16 protein-coding genes and 1 riboswitch are annotated in these 19,676 nt (G+C 71.4%); of the genes, 2 read left to right on the forward strand and 14 right to left on the reverse strand.

What is annotated here, in order from left to right:
* Positions 1–285: 285 nt before the first annotated feature.
* The gene (locus tag ACQEVM_RS30965; protein WP_267796244.1) at positions 286–1,050 is read left to right on the forward strand and encodes an ABC transporter ATP-binding protein; all 765 of its coding nucleotides are present in this window, start codon (positions 286–288) and stop codon (positions 1,048–1,050) included.
* 54 nt (positions 1,051–1,104) lie between these two features.
* Positions 1,105–3,657: an ABC transporter permease gene (locus ACQEVM_RS30970; protein ID WP_433084446.1), complete on the forward strand. Its 2,553-nt coding sequence runs from the start codon at positions 1,105–1,107 to the stop codon at positions 3,655–3,657.
* A gap of 89 nt (positions 3,658–3,746) precedes the next feature.
* Here ACQEVM_RS30970 and ACQEVM_RS30975 read toward each other — a convergent pair whose 3' ends face one another.
* From ACQEVM_RS30975 to ACQEVM_RS31040, 14 genes are all read right to left on the reverse strand, one after another.
* Positions 3,747–5,135, reverse strand: a complete 1,389-nt coding sequence (locus ACQEVM_RS30975; RefSeq protein ID WP_433084448.1) for a class I SAM-dependent methyltransferase — start codon at positions 5,133–5,135, stop codon at positions 3,747–3,749.
* A gap of 156 nt (positions 5,136–5,291) precedes the next feature.
* Positions 5,292–6,677 (reverse strand): NAD(P)/FAD-dependent oxidoreductase, encoded by a 1,386-nt coding sequence (locus tag ACQEVM_RS30980; protein ID WP_267796190.1) that lies wholly within the window; start codon positions 6,675–6,677, stop codon positions 5,292–5,294.
* Positions 6,678–7,108: 431 nt separating this feature from the next.
* Positions 7,109–8,056, reverse strand: a complete 948-nt coding sequence (locus ACQEVM_RS30985) for a hypothetical protein (RefSeq protein ID WP_433084451.1) — start codon at positions 8,054–8,056, stop codon at positions 7,109–7,111.
* Positions 8,053–9,204 (reverse strand): protein phosphatase 2C domain-containing protein, encoded by a 1,152-nt coding sequence (locus ACQEVM_RS30990; protein WP_433084453.1) that lies wholly within the window; start codon positions 9,202–9,204, stop codon positions 8,053–8,055. The genes ACQEVM_RS30985 and ACQEVM_RS30990 overlap by 4 nt, the downstream gene beginning before the upstream one ends.
* A gap of 8 nt (positions 9,205–9,212) precedes the next feature.
* Positions 9,213–9,878, reverse strand: coding sequence for a vWA domain-containing protein (locus tag ACQEVM_RS30995; protein WP_433084455.1), 666 nt, complete (start codon positions 9,876–9,878; stop codon positions 9,213–9,215).
* Positions 9,879–9,926: 48 nt separating this feature from the next.
* A complete protein-coding gene (locus ACQEVM_RS31000; protein WP_433084457.1) occupies positions 9,927–10,433 on the reverse strand; it encodes a hypothetical protein in 507 nt (168 codons plus the stop codon).
* On the reverse strand, positions 10,430–11,836 hold the full coding sequence (locus ACQEVM_RS31005) for a methyl-accepting chemotaxis protein (protein WP_433084459.1): 1,407 nt from the start codon (positions 11,834–11,836) through the stop codon (positions 10,430–10,432). The genes ACQEVM_RS31000 and ACQEVM_RS31005 overlap by 4 nt, the downstream gene beginning before the upstream one ends.
* Before the next feature lie 398 nt (positions 11,837–12,234).
* Positions 12,235–13,212, reverse strand: a complete 978-nt coding sequence (locus ACQEVM_RS31010) for an exopolyphosphatase (RefSeq protein ID WP_433084461.1) — start codon at positions 13,210–13,212, stop codon at positions 12,235–12,237.
* Positions 13,209–13,748, reverse strand: a complete 540-nt coding sequence (locus ACQEVM_RS31015) for a DUF501 domain-containing protein (RefSeq protein WP_053681476.1) — start codon at positions 13,746–13,748, stop codon at positions 13,209–13,211. The genes ACQEVM_RS31010 and ACQEVM_RS31015 overlap by 4 nt, the downstream gene beginning before the upstream one ends.
* Positions 13,749–13,806: 58 nt before the next feature.
* Entirely contained in the window at positions 13,807–14,295 is a 489-nt protein-coding gene (locus tag ACQEVM_RS31020; protein WP_433084463.1) for an FtsB family cell division protein, read from the reverse strand.
* Positions 14,296–14,399: 104 nt separating this feature from the next.
* On the reverse strand, positions 14,400–15,695 hold the full coding sequence (gene eno / locus ACQEVM_RS31025) for a phosphopyruvate hydratase (RefSeq protein ID WP_267796196.1): 1,296 nt from the start codon (positions 15,693–15,695) through the stop codon (positions 14,400–14,402).
* 274 nt (positions 15,696–15,969) lie between these two features.
* Entirely contained in the window at positions 15,970–16,689 is a 720-nt protein-coding gene (locus ACQEVM_RS31030; RefSeq protein WP_433084466.1) for a transglycosylase family protein, read from the reverse strand.
* Positions 16,690–16,692: 3 nt separating this feature from the next.
* Positions 16,693–16,863: riboswitch (cyclic di-AMP (ydaO/yuaA leader) on the reverse strand.
* Between the two features lie 277 nt (positions 16,864–17,140).
* On the reverse strand, positions 17,141–18,163 hold the full coding sequence (locus tag ACQEVM_RS31035; RefSeq protein ID WP_433084468.1) for a transglycosylase family protein: 1,023 nt from the start codon (positions 18,161–18,163) through the stop codon (positions 17,141–17,143).
* Positions 18,164–18,277: 114 nt separating this feature from the next.
* Positions 18,278–19,555, reverse strand: a complete 1,278-nt coding sequence (locus ACQEVM_RS31040) for a cytochrome P450 family protein (protein WP_433084470.1) — start codon at positions 19,553–19,555, stop codon at positions 18,278–18,280.
* Positions 19,556–19,676: the final 121 nt, after the last annotated feature.

The following is a 19,676-nucleotide window of genomic DNA, read 5'->3' on the forward strand; positions in this document are numbered from 1 at the left end:
CGACGGTCGACGGACGACCGGCCCCCGGAACTCCCCGGAAGGCTCCCGGGGCACCCGAAAACGTTCCGGGGCAACCCCCGGGCGTGCCCGGCACCGCCGGCGCGGCCCCTCTCCGCGACCGCCCCCTGTCATACCAGAGGAGGAGAAGCCCGGGCCGGTGATCAGACTCCAGTGGGCCCACGAACGGGCACCTCGGCTGATCCGGAGCGGTGGGGTGCGCGGCGAGGATGGAAGGGTCCCGCCACACCGCAGCACCCTTGCTCGACAGGAGTCCCCGTGACCACCATGAACTACGCCCCGCACACCACCCAGGCCGTGGCCGCCCGCGCCACCCAGCTGTCCAAGGTGTACGGCCAGGGCGAGACCCAGGTGGTCGCGCTGGACAACGTGTCCGTCGACTTCGCCGCCGGCCAGTTCACCGCGATCATGGGCCCGTCCGGCTCCGGCAAGTCGACGCTGATGCACTGCGTCGCCGGTCTGGACACCTTCTCGGCCGGCTCCGTGCGCATCGGCGACGTCGAGCTGGGTTCCCTGAAGGACAAGCAGTTGACGCAGCTGCGCCGGGACAAGATCGGCTTCATCTTCCAGGCGTTCAACCTGCTGCCGACGCTGACCGCCCTGGAGAACATCACGCTCCCCATGGACATCGCGGGCCGCAAGCCCGACAAGCAGTGGCTGGACTCCGTGATCTCCATGGTCGGTCTCTCCGACCGGCTCGGGCACCGCCCGACCCAGCTCTCCGGCGGCCAGCAGCAGCGCGTGGCGGTCGCCCGCGCCCTGGCCTCCCGCCCCGAGATCATCTTCGGCGACGAGCCGACCGGAAACCTGGACTCGCGTTCCGGCGCCGAGGTCCTCGGCTTCCTGCGCAACTCGGTCCGCGAGCTGGGCCAGACCGTCGTCATGGTCACCCACGACCCGGTCGCCGCCTCCTACGCGGACCGCGTCATCTTCCTCGCCGACGGCCGGATCGTCGACGAGATGATCGACCCGTCCGCCGACGGGGTGCTCGACCGCATGAAGGCCTTCGACGCCAAGGGCCGCACCAGCTGAGGGACTTCCCCTCCGCACGTCCTCCGCCGGCCCCCGACACCTGGATCCTCCACCATGTTCCGTACCGCCCTGCGCAACGTGCTCGCGCACAAGGCCAGACTGCTGATGACGGTGCTCGCCGTCACCCTCGGCGTCGCCTTCGTGTCCGGCACGCTCGTGTTCACCGACACCCTCGGCAAGGCCCTCTCGGGCCAGTCCGCCAAGAGCTTCGACAAAGTCGCCGTCTCCGTGACCTCGTGGGGCGCGGGCCGCAACCAGGACGGTGTCCGCGAGGGCGATCCCGGCATCAGCCGGCAGACCGTCGACAAGGTCAAGGCCGTCAAGGGCGTCGACACCGTCTCCGCCCGGGTCTCCGGCTTCGCCGGCGTCGGCGACGAGAACGGCAGGCTCATCGGCGACGGCTGGGCCAACCGGGGCTCCAACTTCGCCCCGGCGAAGGGCGGCCAGGACCCGTCCTACACGTTCGTCGAAGGCTCCGGTCCGACCGTCGCGAACCAGGTCGCCCTCGACAAGGAGACGGCGACCAAGGGCAAGTACAAGGTCGGGGACAAGGTCCGCGTCGCCACCAACGGCCCGGTGAAGGAGTACGTCCTCGGCGGCGTCTTCACCACCGAGGACGGCCAGGTCAACGCCGGCGGCAGCCTCGTCCTCTTCGAGACCGCCACCGCCCAGCAGCTGTACCTGAAGCCGGGCTTCTTCGACGAGCTGTCCGTCAGCGCGGCGGCGGGCACCTCCTCCGACCAGCTGCTGGCCGACATCAAGCCGCTGCTCGACGAGAAGAACACCCGGGCCCGGACCGGCGCCGAGCTCGCCAAGGAGCAGGCCAAGGACATCAAGGCCCAGATGAGCGGCATGAGCACGATGCTGCTCGTGTTCGCCGGGATCTCGCTCTTCGTCGGCATCTTCCTGATCTACAACACCTTCACCATGCTGGTCGCCCAGCGCACCAAGGAACTGGCCCTGCTGCGCGCCGTCGGCGCCAAGCGCGGACAGGTCGTGCGCTCGGTGCTGACCGAGGCCCTGGTCGTGGGTGTGATCTCCTCGGCGATCGGCCTGGTCACCGGTGTCGGCCTGGCGATCGGCATGCGGTCCCTGATGGACTCCATCGGCGCCAAGATCCCGGCCGGTGACCTGGTCATCGCCCCGGCGACGATCATCGCGGCGCTCGTCATCGGCGTGTTCGTCACCACGGTGGCGGCCGTGTTCCCCGCGTGGCGCACCGGTCGGATCCCCCCGGTCGCCGCGATGGGCAGCGCCCACCTGCCGGCCGACGCCAAGTCCCTGCTCCTGCGCAACATCAGCGGCAGCGTCCTGAGCCTCATCGGCTTCGCGATGACCCTCGGTGGTGTGTCGGTGAGCGGCGAGAACGGCCGGTACCTCATCGGCGGCGGTGCCTTCTTCATCCTCATCGGCCTGATCGTGCTGCTCCCGCTGCTGTCCCGGCCGCTGATCGCCGCCGTGCGACCGCTGCTGGAGAAGGTCTTCGGCGTACCGGGCAAGCTGGCCGCGCAGAACGCCGTGCGCAACCCGCGCCGCACCGCCGTCACCGCGGCCTCCCTCGCCATCGGCCTCACCCTGGTCACCACCCTGTCCGTGCTCGGCATCACCATGGGCAAGGCCGTGGACCGGATGAGCACCGACAAGCTGAAGGCCGACTACAAGGTCTCCATGGCCATGGGTGGCGGCAGCCTCGACGCGTCCGTCGCCGAGGCCCTGGCCAAGGCGCCCGGCATCAAGGCGGTCTCCCCGCAGCGGGCCGACGCGCTGAAGATCGGCGAGGACTTCAAGGCGGCCTCCGGCGTCAACCCGAAGGCCATCGGCGACCTGCTCAACATCGACGTGGTCACCGGCTCCCTGGACAGCCTCGCCAAGGGCGAGCTGGCGGTGGCCGAGAAGACGGCGAAGGAGAAGGGGCTGACGGTCGGCTCCACCCTCCAGGTCGTGTACGACGACGGCAAGAAGGGTTCGCTGAAGGTCGGCGCGGTCTACAAGGACCTGGAGGGCCTGCTCTCCCCGTACGTCCTCGACGAGAAGATCCTCAGCCCGCACACCGAGACCCCGTACATCCCCGAGGTGTACGTCAACGCCGTCGGCGGCGAGTCGAAGGCCGGCGAGAAGGCCGTCCTCGACGCCCTCGGCAACAACCCGGCCATCTCCATCGCCACCCAGCAGGACATGCGCAACGAGATGGGCGGCATGATCAACACCGCTCTGAACGTCATGTACGGCCTGCTCGGCATGGCGCTGATCGTCTCGGTGCTCGGCGTGGTCAACACCCTGGCCATGTCCGTCTTCGAGCGGACGCAGGAGATCGGCATGCTGCGGGCGATCGGCCTGGACCGCAGCCGCGTGAAGAACATGATCCGCCTGGAGGCCGTGGTCATCTCGCTCTTCGGCGCGTTCCTCGGTGTGGCCATCGGCATCTTCCTCGCCTGGGCGGTCGGCTCCACCCTCACCGAGACGGTGCCCGACTACGCGCTGGTCCTCCCGTGGGACCGGATCGGCATCTTCCTCCTGCTCGCCGGCGTGGTGGGCGTGCTGGCGGCCATGTGGCCGGCCCGCAGCGCCGCCCGGTTGAACATGCTGACCGCCATCAAGACCGAGTAGCCCGGCCGCGGTCCGAGGCCTTGGCGGGCCACAGGGCGAAGGGCCCCGCGACGTTCACCGTCGCGGGGCCCTTCGTCGTCGTCCGCCGCTCACGGGGCCTGCGGCGCGCCCCACTCCCGGGCGCGCAGCGGCAGTCCCGATTCGGCCCTCGGTCCGGGCCGGACGGCGAGCACCTGGTTGACCCCGAGCCGGTTGTGTTCGAAGCCGAGCGCGGAGGCCGCCATGTACAGCCGCCACACCCGGGCCCGGCCGGGCGAGGTCAGGCGCACGGCCTCGTCCCAGTGCCGCTCCAGGCGGGCGACCCAGGCCCGCAGGGTGAGTGCGTAGTGCTCGCGCAGCGCCTCGACGTCGCGCACCTCGAAGCCGGCGCGTTCGAGTTCGCCCACGGTGCCGCCGACCGGGGACAGCTCCCCGTCGGGGAACACGTACGCGTCGATGAACTCGTTGATGCGGTAGGCCTCTTCGTCGGGCTCCGGCGGGCGGGCGATCTGGTGGTTCAGCAGTCGCCCGCCGGGGCGCAGCAGCGCGTGCAGGGTGCGGGCGTACTCGCGGTAGCGTTCGGCGCCGACGTGCTCGGCCATCCCGATCGAGGAAATGGCGTCGTAGGGGCCGTCCTTGACGTCCCGGTAGTCCTGGATCCGGATCTCGATCCGGTCGGCGAGGCCCTCCTCCGCGACCCGCTTGCGGGCGTACGCGGCCTGCTCGCGCGAGAGGGTGATGCCGGTGACCTGGACGTCGTACTCGCGGGCCGCGTGCAGGGCCATGGAGCCCCAGCCGCAGCCGACGTCGAGCAGCCGCTGTCCGGGCTCCAGGGCGAGCTTGCGGCAGACCAGGTCGAGTTTGTCCCGCTGGGCCTCCTCCAGGGTGCCGCCGGGTCTCCAGTAGGCGCAGGAGTACACCATCGACGGGCCGAGCACCCGCTCGTAGAACTCGTTGCCGACGTCGTAGTGGTGGCTGATGGCGTCGCGGTCGCGGCCCTTGGTGTGGCGGGTCCCGGAGCGTCGGACGGCCTCCTCGGGCGGCGGGGCGGGCGCGGGCCACGGCCGGGCCAGGGCGAGGAGTTCGCGCAGGGCGGCCCGGGCCTCGGGGTCGCGCAGCAGGGCGGCCGAGCCGGAGGCGGCGGCGGCCCGGGCGGGCAGGTGGGGGCGCAGGGCGGCGAGCTTGCCGAGGCCCACGAGGGGCTCCACCGCGGGGCGGGCGGGCGCGGGGTCCGCCTCCCAGAGGAGACCGGCGACGCGGTCCAGCAGTTCGAAGAGGTCCCCGTCGACGGTGAGGTCGCCGGCGACCCAGGCCCGGGCCAGTCCGAGCTCCCCGGGCTTCCACAGCACGCGGCGCAGGGCGCGCCGGTTGGCCAGTACCAGAATGGGCCCGGACGGCGGACCGGCCTCGCTCCCGTCCCAGGCTCGTACGCGGACGGGCAGGGGCGTGCCCAGCAGGGTCTCGGCAAGAGCGGCCAGCCGCGGCGCGGCGTCGGTCATGGTGGGCACCTCCGGAAGTTTCGACCGAACGACCTACCCATTTCCGGCGCCGGACAATCCGGGGGAACGCCGAAGGGGCCGCCCGCACCACGGATGGCGGGCAGCCCCTTCGGGGACGTGCTGGTCGTGCTCAGGATCCTGCCGGAGCGCGCCGGGTCAGGAGGCCTTGGCCTTGGCGGCCGGTGCGGCGGTGGCCGCCGGGGCCGGCGCCGGCTTGGCGGCCTCGTAGAACTCCTCGCGCGGGGTCTCCAGGGCTCCGAGGGAGACGACCTCGCGCTTGAGGAACATCGCGAGGGTCCAGTCGGCGAAGACGCGGATCTTGCGGTTCCAGGTCGGCATGGCCATGCCGTGGTAGCCACGGTGCATGTACCAGGCCAGCCGGCCCTTGAGCTTGATCTTCATCTTGCCCATGACGATCATCGCGACGCCCTTGTGGAGGCCGAGGCCCGCCACCGCACCCTTGTTGGAGTGCGAGTACTCGCTCTGCGGGAAGCCCCGCATGCCCGAGATGACGTTGTCGCCGAGGACCTTGGCCTGGCGCAGCGCGTGCTGGGCGTTCGGCGGGCACCAGGCGTTCTCGACGCCGGCCTTGCGGGCGGCCATGTCGGGAACCTGGGCGTTGTCGCCGGCGGTCCAGATGTAGTCCGTGCCCTTGACCTGGAGGGTCGGCTCGGCGTCCACGTGACCGCGCGGGCCCAGCGGCAGGCCGAAGCGGGCGAGCGCCGGGTTGGGCTTCACGCCGGCGGTCCACACGATGGTGTTGGAGTCGACCTCGAGGCCGTTCTTCAGCACCACGTGGCCGTCCACGCAGGAGTCCATGGAGGTGTTCAGGTAGATCTCGATGCCGCGGGACTCGAGGTGCTCCTTGCCCCAGGTGCCGAGCTTCGGCCCGACCTCGGGGAGGATCTTGTCGGCCGCGTCCACCAGCACGAAGCGCATGTCCTCGCGCTTGATGGTGGTGTAGTACTTCACGGCGTCGCGGGCCATGTCCTCGACCTCGCCGATGGTCTCCGCACCGGCGAAGCCGCCGCCGACGAAGACGAAGGTGAGGGCCTTGCGGCGGACGTTCTCGTCCGTCGTGGACTCGGCCTTGTCGAGCTGCTCCAGCACGTGGTTGCGCAGACCGATGCCCTCCTCGACACCCTTCATGCCGATGCCCTGTTCGGCGAGGCCGGGGATCGGGAAGGTGCGGGAGACGGCGCCGAGCGCGATCACCAGGTAGTCGAAGGGCAGCTCGTACGCCTCGCCGACCAGCGGCGTGACGACGGCGACCTTGCGGTCCTGGTCGATGGTCGTGACCCGGCCGGTGAGGACCTCTGCCTTGGGCAGCACGCGTCGCAGCGGGACGACGACGTGCCGAGGCGAGATGCTGCCTGCGGCCACTTCAGGGAGGAAGGGCTGGTAGGTCATGTACGAGCGCGGGTCGACGACCGTGACGGTCGCCTCGCCGTAGCGCATCTTCTTCATGATGCGCTTGGCTGCGTACAGGCCTACGTACCCACCTCCTACAACGAGGATCCTGGGACGCTCCGTGGTGCTCATGGAACGAGTATCCAGCACCCCCAGGGGTGACGCTCGTGAGCCCCTTCACAAGGTGCTACCCACCCTCTGCTACACTGCGCCGCCCACGTGACCCAGGTCATGGCGGGAAACGGGAACCGCGGTGTAACGGGAGACGTTGTACACCAGTCCTGAACTGGCCTGAAGGCCTCCGAGCGGAGTAGACCACCGGGTTCGTGGATACCTACCGACCCCCCTCGCCGCCGGCCGCAATTCGCACGAACGCTCGCATGAAACGGGCCTGTGGACCCCCTGAGGGGCCCGAACGACCCCCACCTTGACGCACTGGGCCCTTTTTCCTTGTGAAGAACTTCACGAACCTGATCGGGGCGAAGGGACTTTCGGCCCCCCAAGCTGCCTTTCGAAGGGTCTCGGCCGGATGGAGCAGCCCGTTGGGCGGGTCGCGGGGAGCTTCAGTCGCGAAGCCTGATGCTCCCCCGTCTCCGCGGCCCGTCGAACTTGCGCGGGTCGAGGACCGGCCGTTCGCGGGGCCGACCCGCCTCCAACGCGATCTGCCGCCGCCCGGCCAGCGCGATGCGCCACTGCCCCAGGTCCGGCCGGGTCCCGTGGCCGCCCGCCGCCTTCTCGTAGAGCCCGCGCACGGTCTCCTCCCGGCGTTCGTCCAGCACCCCGGGCAGCGGATCGAGCGGGCGGCCCGGAGCCGCGTACGCGTCCCGCGCGAGGATCCGGCCGACGGCCAGCGCGACCTTGTAGCGGTCGCTGTCCACGGTGGCCGCGCCGGCCGGTGCCAGCGGGTCGTTCCAGTCCGGCGTCTCCGCCTGGGCGAGCACCGGCTCGGCGCCCACCAGGCGGGCGCCGTCGCAGTCGATGAGGTGAACGGCGGGCGCGGGGCGGACCGTCCACAGCACGTTGGCCTCCGACAGGTCGCCGAAGACGAGGCCCGTCGCGTGCAGCCGGTCGACGAGTTCGACGAGCGCGACCACGAGGGCCAATCGCTCGGCCGGCGACGGCTGGACGACCCCCTGCCAGGCGGCCTTCCCCGGGCGCAGCAGGAAGGCCAGTTCGGTCAGCTTCGTCGAGCCGTCCCCCGTCGCCCACCGCATGGAGGCGGGCGCCTCGTTCATCAGGAACCCGGTGACCCGGCCGGCGTCCACGACGCGGCACAGCGGCCAGGCCGTCGACGCGTCCAACCGGTCGCGCTCGTCGGCCCGCAGCCCGAGCCGTACGGAGACCAGCGCGGTCAGCGAGTCCCCCGCGACGCGGTGCGGTTCCCGATAGCTCTTGTAGAGCAGGCCGGGCCAACCGGCCAGCGTGCGCACCTCGCCCTGACCGCCGTCACCGACCTTGTCGAGCGGGTCCAGCGAGGACAGCGCCACGTCGGCGCCGTCGATGACGCTCACGAGTCCCCCTCCCACAGGCAGACGGCGCTGCGGTCGTCGTCGTAGGACTTGACCCGGTACTGGAGCTGCCACAGGAAGTCGGGCAGTCCGGGCGGGGGCCCGCCCCACGCCCCGCGGAGGAAGCCGCGCATCCCCTCCTCTCCCCCCAGCGGCGTCGACAGGCCGTCCGTGCACAGGACGAACACGTCGCCCGGCAGGGCCGGACCGAAGAGGTGCGCCTCGGCGACGCGCGTGGTGGGCAGGGCCGCCGTGCGCGTGTCGATGATCCCGGACCCCTCGCCGTCCGCGGCGCCCACCACGTCGAGGTACCAGGTCCCGTCCCGCAGGAGCGCCGCGCCGCCGTCGCCGACGGTGAAAACGGCCCGGTGACGCACCGCGGGATCGAGCGGGACGAGCAGCACGCGCAGGGTGGTCGCGTAGTCGCCGGGTCGGTGGCCGGCGGTGGTGGCCGCCCGCACCAGCGACTCGGCGACGCTGCCCACGGCGGAGTTCACGACGGCGGTGAGGGCCTTCTCGTTCCTCGTGCGCAGGGACCGCGCCAGTTCCCCGGCGTACTCGTCGAGGAAGCGGACGATCTCGCGGCACACGAGCTGGGATCCGAGGTGCGAGCGCGGTGCCGAGCCGACGCCGTCCGCGACGCCCAGCAGGAGCACCCCGCCGTCCTCGCCCGGGTCCGGCCCTCCCAACCGGACCACCACCACCGCGTCCTGCCGGGGCTCCGCGTGGTAGCGGTGGGAGTCGCCCCGCACGGACGCGGCCCGAACGGTCAACGACCCGTGGGTCGCCCCGTCGACGACGGTGTCCGGGAGGACCGCGCCGTCCACGTCCGCCCGGGCCCCGACCGGCGCCCCGGGCCCGGGCGCGTAGAGCGGGGGCTTGGGCCCGCTGAACGGCGGGTCGCCGAGCACGGCGGGCGCCCGCCCGGCATCCGCCGCGGGGGCGAGTTCGGGGACCACCGCGGGGGCGGGCTCCCGCGGTGCGGGAACGGGCTGCGGGGCGTGGAGCCGCTCGGCGGCCGGCTCGGACTCGGCGGTCACCTCGCGGGGCAGCTCCAACGGTTCGGGTTCGACGGAGGCGGCCGGGGCGGGCCACCGGGTGTGCGTCGCGCCCCTCGGGCCGTGCGCGGGGTCGGGTGTCTCCTCTCGCATGCCCGGCCTCAGAGCTTGTCGAGGGAGACGGTGGAGAAGCCGGGCACCGTGTCGTCCACGGCCAGGCTGAACACGCCGTTGCCACCGGCGGGGATGCTGCGGGCCGACCGTACGATCGACCGGGTGAGGCTGGACGCGAACTCGCGCAGCGCGGCGGCCGGGGAGACGGTCTTGTCGTCCTGGATGAAGGCGCGGAAGTTGGCGACGTGGCCGATCGTGGCGCGGTCGGCCTCCCCGATGCCGAAGGCGATGATGTTCGGCCGGTAACGGGCCTCGTTGAGCTCCTCGTGCGCCTGCATCCAGTCCTCGTCGGTGGGGCCGCCGTCCGAGAGGAAGAAGGCGACGGGCCGGTAGACCTCGTGGCCCTGCGCCTTGAGCCGGGCGACGTCGTTCTCGATGCACCGCAGGAGCGTGCGGAACGCCTCCCCGTACGCGGTGAATCCGCCCGCGGACAGGGCGGGCAGCGTGTCCAGGTCGCTGAGGTCGGCCAGCGGCTGCAGGACGGTGGCGTCGTCGGAGAACCCGATCAGGCAGAACCTGGTCTTGTCCGCGACCGCCGGGTTCCTGCTGATCTCCTTGTGGAGTTCCGGCAGGGCGCGGTTGATGCTGTCGATCGACGGGCCGGCCATCGAGCCGGACTCGTCGCACACCAGGTAGAAGGGAAGGATCTGCACGGTCTCGCGCCTCCGAGGGGTGTACGGCTCGGGCTGTCAGTAGGGCTGTCAGTAGGTGTAGAAGTAGATCTCGATGTCGGCGTGGTCGCCGGAGGATCCCTGGACGAAGAAGTCCCGGGTGGTGGCGCCCGTGAACATCGCGGGGCGGGCCTTCGTCAGCAGGGCGTTGACGTGGCGGGCGTAGTCCACGCCGTCGCCGACCCGGGGGCTGCGGCCGAAGGTCAGGACGAAGGCCGCGGTGCGGCCGTCGTGCGCCTTCGTCCTGGCGCGCAGTTGCCCCACGATGCGCTCGGTGTCGGAGGAGTCGGCGTCGAAGGAGAACGTCACCGCCCGCCGTTCCACGGACCGGGGCCCCGAGGGAGTGGGGCTCGGCCTCGCGCCGGGTGTCGCGTCGGGTCGGGGCGAGGCTCCGCTCCCGGCGCTGGAGGCCTCGGCCGCCTTCACCGGGTCGCCCCGGTCGCCCATCGCGACCATGGCCAGGACCAGGAGCATGTCGGCGAACAACCAGCCGGCGAGGGTCAGCGGGTTGAACCGCGGCCGCGGCGGCCTCCTCATCGTCGGGCCGTCCGGGTCGGATCGTCCTGCGGGTGCGCGTGGGCGTCGTGCTCCTTGGCCAGGTCCACCCCGACGGCCCGCGCGCGCACGGGGGCGGGGCCGGTCCGGGCGTCGTGGACGAACCGCGTGTCGACGAGCGTCCTGGCCTCGGCCGCCGCGGCGGAGACGTCCGCCGCCCCGGCCATCGCCCGGGCCAGTTCGGCGAACCGCTCGGCGGCCTGCCGCAGCGCGCCGGTCTGCTCCTCCAGACCCAGCACCGCCCGCTGTGCGAGGGCCACGGCCTCCGCGGTGTCCTGCGTGACGTCGCCGAGGCGGTGCAGGACCCGCGCCGTGACGTCGGCGGCGAGTTCGGTGCCGGTGGTGAACGAGCGCTGCGCGGCGGCCAGGGTGGTCACCGAGTCCTCGACCCGTTCACCGGCTGCGCCGAGGGCGTCGCGGACCTCGCCGTTGACCTCGCGCACGTCCTCCAGCGCCTTGCGCAGCATGGTCCCGTTGCCGCTGACCACGGTCTCCAGGCGGGAGGTGTGCTGTTCCAGCGGGTCGGTGAGCGCGGCGACGGCCCGACCGACCTCGCCGGTGTTCGTCTGTACGGCGGCCTCGACCCGGGCGACGGCCCGCTCCAGCGGCAGCACGGCCGAGTCGAGGGCGTCGAGCCGGGTGCTCGCCGCCTCGACCGACGTGGCGAGCGAGGTCGCGACCGCGCCGAGCTGTTGGTGGGCGCGCACCGCGTTGTCGCCGAGCCTGCCGAGGTTCGCGGCGGCCCCGGTGAGCTCCGCCGTGAACCGTCGGGGAGAGGAGAGGCGTTGTTCGTTGAGCAGCAACTGGGCCCGGGTGAGCAGCGGGACGAGGAGGGCGAGCAGTTCGTCGGCGGTGCGTCGCGCCTGGTCGGCCCGGTGTTCCGTACGGGTTCTGCGCACCCCGTGCACGGTGGCGAGCAGGCACAGCAGGAGGATGACGGCGGTGGCGGATCCTGCGACGTGTCCGAAGGTGGACCAGTCGGCCAGCCGGCCCTCGAAGCCGGACTGCCACAGTTGCAGGAAGGGGCGGGCGGCGGATTTCGGGTCCTCGCCGATGAGTGTCCGGTAGGCGTCCGCGGCTCGGCTGAGGCCGAACCAGGTGAGTAACAGCGGCAGGAACACGAGGGTGCCGATGGCGACCTCCAGCAGGGCCCAGCCCCGGTGTTCCGGTGTCTCGGCCAGGGCGGCGCTCACGCTCTCCGGCCGGGCGTAGGCCTGGAGGAGGTCGAGTTCGGTCCAGGGTTCGATGTCGCCGTCACCCAGTCCCTGGAGGGCGTCGGCCAGCGACTTCAGCTCGTCCCGACGGGAGCCGAGCCCCGGCTTGGCCGCCAGTTCGTTGAGCTGTGTGGCGACGACGGAGGCCGTCGCCAGTGCCCCAACGGGCATGTCCACCCCCATGGAAGACGTGGAGTGGGGGCCCCTCACCGGCACGTCGTGCCGAAGGCCGCGCCGCCGCGCGCGCCCGGCCGTGACAGACCGCGGTGCGGCGGGTCATCCCCCACCTCAACAATTCACCATATGATCCCCCATCAGCCGAACGGGGGGAGGGGAAACGGAATCAACAGCCCCTTCTTCGGGGGTGATTCGTGGCCTCGACCAGGAGCCGGCGCGAAGTATTCGTCCACGCGTACGACACCGGGCCCGCCCGGGAGGCCGAGGCCGCGAACTCGTCGCCCTCGTCGTCAAGGTCGGCGACCGCCGTGACGTCCACCGCGGCATCCGACGACGAGGGGGGGTGCTCCGACCGGCCGGCCGGAGCGCCCCCCCTCGTGTGGTTCACCGGGTCAGGTCCGCTGCTTGTCGGCCTCGACGTCTTCCGCGGTCTTGATCGCGATGCCGTCGAGGATGTCGTGTTCGGAGACCACGACCTCCTCGGCCCCGATCCGCTCCATGATCGCCAGCAGGACCAGGGCGCCGGCGCCGATCACGTCGACCCGGCCCGGGTGCATGACCGGGATCGCGGCGCGTTCGGCGTGCGTGGCCGTCAGCATCCGCTCGCTGATCTCCCGCACCTTCGCGTAGGGGATCCGGGAGTGGTGGATGGCGGCCGAGTCGTACTCCGTCAGCCCCAGCGCGATGGCGGCGACGGTGGTCACCGAGCCGGCCAGGCCGACCAGGGTGCGGGCCTCGGTCAGCGGCACGGTCTCGGCGGCCAGGTCCAGGGCCGACTCGATGTCGGACCGTATGGCGGCGATCTGCTCCTCGGTCGGCGGGTCGGTGACGGTCCCGTCCACCGCCAGGTGGCGTTCCGTCATCCGGACGCAGCCGACGTCCACGGAGCGGGCCGCCCGGACGTGGTCGGTGCCCACGACGAACTCGGTGGAGCCGCCGCCGATGTCGACGACCAGGAACGGCCGCTCCATGTCGGTGCGGCCCGTCAGCTCCTTGGTGGCGCCGGTGAAGGAGAACTCGGCCTCCTGCTCCCCGGTGATCACCTCGGGTTCCACGCCCAGGATGTCCAGGACGCCCCGGACGAAGTCGTCCCGGTTCTCGGCGTCGCGGGAGGCCGACGTCGCCACGAAACGGATCCGCTCGGCGCCCAGTTCCTTGATGACCGCGGCGTACTCGCGGCACGCGGCGAAGGTGCGCTCCAGCGCCTCCGGGGCCAGCCGGCCGGTCTTGTCCACGCCCTGGCCCAGCCGGACGATCGTCATCCGGCGGTCCAGCTCGACGAACTCGCCCGTGGCCGGGTCGCAGTCGGCGACGAGGAGGCGGATGGAGTTCGTGCCGCAGTCGATGCCCGCGACCCGTGTGGCGCTCACGCGTCCGCGTCCTTCTTCTCCCCGCACGGGGTGACGCAGGGGCCCTTGGCCCACCACTCGGGCAGCATCGCCAGGGCCTCGTCGCCGAACGGGTTCACGCCGGGGCCGGCGGCCAGCGAGTGGCCCACCAGCACGTGCAGGCACTTGACCCGGTCCGGCATGCCGCCGGCGCTCGGGAAGCCCTGGAGGACCTCGATGGCGTCGCGGCGGGTGATGTAGTCCTCGTGCGCGGCCCGGTAGGCGGCGGCCAGTTCCGGGTCGTCGGCGAGCCGGGCCTGCATCTCCTTCATCACGCCGTTGGCCTCCAGCGTGCCGATGGCACCGGCGGCGCGCGGGCAGGTCAGGTAGAACAGCGTCGGGAAGGGGGTGCCGTCGGGGAGTCGGGGCGCGGTCTCGACGACATCCGGCTGCCCGCAGGGGCATCGGTGCGCGATGGCGCGCAGCCCGCGCGGCGGGCGGCCGAGCTGCTGCTGGAACGCCTCGATGTCCGCGGCGGTCGGCTCGGTGCGGTCGGTCTGGGGCGGGGGCGTCTGCATGCCTGGGATGAGTCTCTTCGTTCGTGTGCGGGTGTGTCGCGGGCGTGGCGTGTCGGGGTCAGTCGCCGGGGCGGTCGGCCTTGTCGACGCCGTCCCAGACGTTCGAGTACCAGGGCCGGTCGGAGCCGGACTGCCCGGTGCGGCGGTCTTCCTTGGCCTCGGTGCCGGGGTCGTTCATGATGTAGCCGATCTCCCCCGGGCGCAGGAAGTGCAGGTGCTTGCGCGCCTGCTGTTCCGCGTAGGCGGGGTCCTGCCAGCGGGCCTTCTCGTCGCGGAGCTTCTCCAGCCGTTCGCGCGCGTCGGTGGCGTTCCGCTGTTGCTGCGCGATCTCGGAGCGCTGGGACACGTACTGGCGCATGGGGTACGCGAGGGCGACGACCAGGGTACAGAGCACGAGCACCAGGAGCGCGGCCCGGCCGGTGAGCCGGCTGCGGCGGACCTGACGGCGTGACTGGGAGCGGTAGACGTGCGCCGCGGTCCGTTCGCCGAGGGCCTTGAGCCTGGTCGCGGTCGAGAAGGTGGAGAACCGATCCCGGTTCCCGGCCATGGTCCCGCCTCCCCTGTGTGCGCTACGCAATACGTCCCCGCACACGGTACGGGACCGAGTGCGGGGACGTACGGAGGCCGGGGCGTGGTGAGCCCCCGCCGTTCCTACTGGTTCGCGGAGCGGAACCGCGGGAAGGCGGAGCGACCCGCGTACACCGCGGCGTCGTCGAGGATCTCCTCGATGCGCAGCAGCTGGTTGTACTTGGCGACGCGGTCCGAGCGGGCCGGGGCGCCGGTCTTGATCTGGCCGCAGTTCACGGCGACGGCGAGGTCGGCGATGGTGACGTCCTCGGTCTCGCCGGAGCGGTGCGACATCATGCACTTGAAGCCGTTGCGCTGGGCCATCTCGACGGCGTCGAGGGTCTCGGTCAGCGAACCGATCTGGTTGACCTTGACGAGCAGGGCGTTCGCGGAGCCCTCCTCGATGCCGCGGGCCAGGCGCTCGGGGTTGGTGACGAAGAGGTCGTCGCCGACGATCTGGACCTTGGAGCCCAGCTTGTCGGTGAGGGTCTTCCAGCCGGCCCAGTCGTCCTCGTACAGCGGGTCCTCGATGGAGACCATCGGGTACGCGGAGACGAGCTCCTCGTAGTACTCGGTCATCTCGGCGGCCGAGCGGGACTGGCCCTCGAACTCGTACTTGCCGTCCTTGTAGAACTCGGACGCGGCGACGTCGAGCGCGAGCGCGATGTCCTTGCCGGGGACGTAGCCGGCCTGCTTGATGGCCTCGACGATGAGGTCCAGCGCGGCGCGGTTCGACTCCAGGTTCGGGGCGAAGCCGCCCTCGTCGCCCAGGCCGGTGGAGAGGCCCTTGGTGTGCAGGACCTTCTTGAGGGTGTGGTAGACCTCGGCACCCCAGCGCAGCGCCTCGGAGAAGGACTCCGCGCCGATCGGGGCGATCATGAACTCCTGGATGTCCACGTTGGAGTCGGCGTGCGACCCACCGTTGAGGATGTTCATCATCGGGACGGGCAGCAGGTGCGCGTTCGGACCGCCGAGGTAGCGGAAGAGCGGCAGGTCCGAGGCCTCGGACGCGGCGTGCGCGACGGCGAGGGACACGCCGAGGATGGCGTTGGCGCCGAGGGAGCCCTTGTTGTCGGTGGCGTCCAGGTCGAACATGGCCTGGTCGATCAGGCGCTGCTCGGTGGCGTCGTAGCCGACGAGCTCCGGGCCGATCTGCTCGATGACGGCGAGGACGGCCTTCTCGACACCCTTGCCGAAGTAACGGTTGGGGTCACCGTCACGCAGCTCGATGGCTTCGAATGCACCGGTGGAGGCGCCGGACGGAACTGCAGCACGACCGGTGCTGCCATCGTCGAGGCCAACCTCGACCTCGACCGTGGGGTTGCCTCGGGAGTCCAGGATTTCCCGGGCTACGACGACGTCGATGGACGGCACGAGCATCTCCTTCTGGGATGTGACGCTGGGTGTGCGGTGGCGGGTCAGGCCGTGGGATGGCCTTGCCGACTAGAGCCTAACCGGCTCCGGCCACTCGACCGGCCGACCGCCCGGGTCCTGGGACGAAAAAGGGCCCGAATACCCTTCTTCCAGGACATACGTCTCTTGATCGTCCGCCGGATCGGTGCCGACCGGGCCCGGACACGCCACCGCCCGGCGCGTGGAGGGGTACGCGCCGGGCAGGGGTTGCGTCAGGACTGACGCGGGGTCATCGGGGGGTTCAGCTGAGCTTCAGCTTCTGCCCGGGGTAGATCAGGTCGGCGTCCGGGACGATGTCCTTGTTCAGCTCGTGCAGCTTCTGCCAGCCGCCCTTGACGCCGTTCGCGTCGGCGATGGTGCCCAGGGTGTCGCCGGCCTTGACCTCGTACGAGCCGTTGCCGATCTTCGGGGCGGCGGTCGTCTTCGGGGCCTTCTGCGGCGCCGGGGCGGCCGTGGAACGCTCGGAGCGCGTGGTGGTGGAGCCCTCGGAGCGCTTGGTCTCCGCCTTCGGCGCGGCCTGCTGCTTCTTGGGAGCGGCCTGCTGCTTCTTCGGCTTGGGGGTCTCGGCCGAGCCGCCACCGTCGTACGAGGCGTTGGACAGGCCCACGCCACAGGACGGCCAGGCACCCTTGCCCTGACCCTTGAGAACCTTCTCGGCGACGGCTATCTGCTGCGACTTGGAGGCCTGGTTGGCCTGCGAGGCGTAGGCCTTGCCGCCGTAGGCGGCCCAGGTGCCGGACGAGAACTGCAGGCCGCCGTAGTAGCCGTTGCCCGTGTTGATGGACCAGTTGCCACCGGACTCGCAGGAGGCGACCTTGTCCCACTCGGAGGTGGTGGCGGCGGACGCGGAGCCCGCGGCCATCAGCGGCGCCGCGACGGCGACACCGGCGACACCGGCGAGCGTGACGATGCGGGCGGCCTTGGAGGCGCGACGGTGCTTGCCCTTGCCGGAAAGCAGCATGGAGTTTCTCCTCACCGACGCCTACGAGGTGAGCTGTCGGGTTCGGGCGAGTGAGTTGCCCGGCCGCACGACTGGCGCGCGTCTTAACCCCCAGCCGGTCCGCGGCCGTCTCTCGACGGCCCGTTCCGGCGCCTACCTTGGTTCCCCCGCTCCTGCCTTCGGCGCTTGCGCGACGACTGTTCTCTCCGTCCGCCGGCAGGATTCGGCGATGCGGTCGAAGAGGCTCGCGGTGACGAGCGACTCAGAAGGTAGACAGGTCTCCCCCCGATGTTCAACGAGCAACATCGGGGGGAAAGGGCCCTACTTGCGTTCCGCTTAGGGACGTTTGCGCAGGTGAGGGCGGGGTTTGCAGCAGCTTCGATACGGGACACGCCAGTTGGGCGGAAGAGATGCATGTCTCACTTGCCGATACCGGACATTCGGATCTTAATGGGTGCCCGAACTGCCCCTATTACTTGGTTAGATCCAGGTTCTGACCGGGCTTGATGAGGTCCGCGTCCCCTCCGATGACCTGCTCGTTGGCCTCGTAGAGCTTGGTCCAACCGCCCTTGAGTCCCTTGGCGTCCGCGATGGCGGTCAGGCTGTCGCCCGCCTTCACCGTGTAGACGGGCTCCGGCGCGGTGTTGGGAACGGCTCCGGGGCCCTCGTTCGCCGCCGGGCCGCGGTGCTTGCCGCCGCCGTCCGCCGCGGAGTCGGTCGGGGTGCCCGTCGGGGTGCCGGTCGGGGCCGAGGGCGTGGTGGACGGGTCGGCCGGGTTCGGGTCCCTGGCGGGGTCCGAGGGGACCACCGGGGTGGTCGTGCCGCCCGGGGCGGTCGGGGTGACGGGCGGCTGGTTGCCCGGGCCGGTGGGAAGGGTCGGGTCCGGGTCCGGCATGACGGGCAGTCCGGCGTTGGGCCCCTGCGGTACGTCGGGCAGCGTGAACGAGGGCGCGCCGGACGGGGTGGGCAGGCTCGGGGTGGGCGCGCTGGGCGTCGGCACCCCGAAGTCGGTGGCCGGCGTGGAACCGCTCTTCGGCACCGCGGAGTCGGGGCGGGAGGGGGTGGGCGCGACCGGCGCGGGTGTCTCGACCCGGCCGGGGTCCACCGCGGCCGACGGCCCCTGTCGCGTCAGGCCGGCCGAGGACGCGCACAGCGGCCACGCCTGGGGGCCCTGCGAGGCCAGCACCTTCTCGGCGATGGCGATCTGCTGGGCGCGGCTGGCGAGGTCGGGGCGCGTCGCGTAGTCGAGTCCGCCGGCCTCGTTCCACTGCTCCTGGGTGAACTGGAGCCCCCCGTAGGCGCCGCTGCCGTAGTTGGCGCTCCAGGAACCGCCGCTCTCGCACTCGGCGACCGTGTCCCACGTGCCGGCGTCGGCGGCGCTCGCGTTGGTTGCCGCGAGCAGCGGCAGGGCCAGCGCGGAACCGGCGACTCCGGCGGTGACGACGAGTGCGGGTATTTGCTTGGGGCGTCTGTGGCGGCCGTTCCCGGAACGCATGAGGCTGTACCTTTCGCATAACGGCGGGGTAACGGCAGAACCTAGCGGCCTTGGCATACAAGTAACAAGTTTGGTCGGAAACTGACTCGCGGTCAGGCCGGCTCCGGTCGCGCCTCAGTCGTTTCGGGGTGTGAAGCGGACCGGAAGTGTGCGCAGGCCACGCATGATGAGTCCGCCCCGCCAGCGCAGGTCCGCAGGTGGAACGGCGAGTTCCAGATCCGGCAGACGCATCAGCAAACTCTTGAGCGCCGTCTGCCCTTCGAGGCGCGCGAGCGGCGCACCGAGGCAGTAGTGGATGCCGTGCCCGTATCCGAGGTGCTGATTGTCACTCCGGGACAGGTCCAGAGTGTCCGGTTCTGCGAACCTTGCGGGGTCCCGGTCCGCAGCCGCGAGGACCACCAGCACCGGATCGCCGGCCGCGATGTCCCGCCCGCCGAGGGTCAGCGGTTCGGTGGCGAACCGCCAGGTCGCCAGTTCCACGGGCCCGTCGTACCGCAACAGCTCCTCGACACCGGTTTCCAGCAGCCCGCTCTCGCCGGCGGCCAAGGACGTCTGGAGGCGCTCGCGCTGCTCCGGGTTCATGAAGAGGGAGTGGACGCCGTTCCCGATGAGGTTCACGGTCGTCTCGAAGCCGGCGAAGAGCAGGATGAAGGCCATCGCGGTGGCCTCGGCCTCCGTCAGGTGGTCGCCGTGATCGCCGGCCCGGATCAGGTCCGAGATCAGGTCGTTGCCCAGATCATCCCGTTTGCGGTGGATGAGTTCCCCGAGGTAGGTCCGCATCCGCTTCACGGAACGGGCCACCCCGCCGCGCGGTCCGCCGCCGTGCCGGATCATCATCCCGGCCCAGTCCCGGAAGTCGTCCTGGTCCTCGCGCGGTACGCCGAGCATCTCGCAGATGGCGTAGATGGGGAGCGGGAAGGCGAACTCGTGGATGAGGTCCGCCTCCCCCTTCGCGGCGAACCCGTCGATGAGGTGGTCGGTGAGCTCCTGGACGCGCGGGGCGAACTCCGCGACCCGGCGCGGGGTGAACGCCTTCGACACCAGCCGCCGCAGCCGGGTGTGGTCCGGCGGGTCGATGTTCAGCAGGTGCGTCATCAGCTCCGCCTTGCGCTCCCCCGGGATGCCGGTCTTGCCCTTGGCGTGCGCCGGCTCCGCGTGGTGCGCCGGGTTCTTGCTGAGGCGCTGGTCCGCGAGGGCCTGGCGGGCGTCCGCGTACCGGGTCACCAGCCAGGCCTCCACGCCGCTCGGGAGCTTGGTGCGGTGCACCGGGGAGTGCTCGCGCAGCCAGGCGTACGCCGGGTACGGGTCGGTGGCGAACTCCCAGTCGAACAGGGTGGGGCCCTGGGGGGAGGAGGTCTCGTCGGCGGGTTCCGCGGGGGTCGGCTCATGCACCCGCTGACCGTATCCCGGCCTCCGCACACCATCCCATATGGGTGCTTCGTCGCGGCTGTCCGCAGATCCGCCAAGGCTTGACCCCGCCCGCTCCGGCGTTCCTACTTTCGCTGTTGTGGAC

This window comes from Streptomyces sp. CA-243310, from assembly GCF_050936775.1.
Classification (GTDB): Bacteria; Actinomycetota; Actinomycetes; order Streptomycetales; family Streptomycetaceae; genus Streptomyces.

What these genes read in the sequence shown, in the direction of transcription:
- ACQEVM_RS30965 (WP_267796244.1), top strand. Translation starts at nt 286, where the DNA reads ATGAACTACGCCCCGCACACCACCCAGGCCGTGGCCGCCCGCGCCACC.
- ACQEVM_RS30970 (WP_433084446.1), top strand. Translation starts at nt 1,105, where the DNA reads ATGTTCCGTACCGCCCTGCGCAACGTGCTCGCGCACAAGGCCAGACTG.
- ACQEVM_RS30975 (WP_433084448.1), bottom strand. Translation starts at nt 5,135, where the DNA reads ATGACCGACGCCGCGCCGCGGCTGGCCGCTCTTGCCGAGACCCTGCTG.
- ACQEVM_RS30980 (WP_267796190.1), bottom strand. Translation starts at nt 6,677, where the DNA reads ATGAGCACCACGGAGCGTCCCAGGATCCTCGTTGTAGGAGGTGGGTAC.
- ACQEVM_RS30990 (WP_433084453.1), bottom strand. Translation starts at nt 9,204, where the DNA reads ATGCGAGAGGAGACACCCGACCCCGCGCACGGCCCGAGGGGCGCGACG.
- ACQEVM_RS31000 (WP_433084457.1), bottom strand. Translation starts at nt 10,433, where the DNA reads ATGAGGAGGCCGCCGCGGCCGCGGTTCAACCCGCTGACCCTCGCCGGC.
- ACQEVM_RS31005 (WP_433084459.1), bottom strand. Translation starts at nt 11,836, where the DNA reads ATGCCCGTTGGGGCACTGGCGACGGCCTCCGTCGTCGCCACACAGCTC.
- ACQEVM_RS31015 (WP_053681476.1), bottom strand. Translation starts at nt 13,748, where the DNA reads ATGCAGACGCCCCCGCCCCAGACCGACCGCACCGAGCCGACCGCCGCG.
- ACQEVM_RS31020 (WP_433084463.1), bottom strand. Translation starts at nt 14,295, where the DNA reads ATGGCCGGGAACCGGGATCGGTTCTCCACCTTCTCGACCGCGACCAGG.
- eno (WP_267796196.1), bottom strand. Translation starts at nt 15,695, where the DNA reads ATGCTCGTGCCGTCCATCGACGTCGTCGTAGCCCGGGAAATCCTGGAC.
- ACQEVM_RS31030 (WP_433084466.1), bottom strand. Translation starts at nt 16,689, where the DNA reads ATGCTGCTTTCCGGCAAGGGCAAGCACCGTCGCGCCTCCAAGGCCGCC.
- ACQEVM_RS31035 (WP_433084468.1), bottom strand. Translation starts at nt 18,163, where the DNA reads ATGCGTTCCGGGAACGGCCGCCACAGACGCCCCAAGCAAATACCCGCA.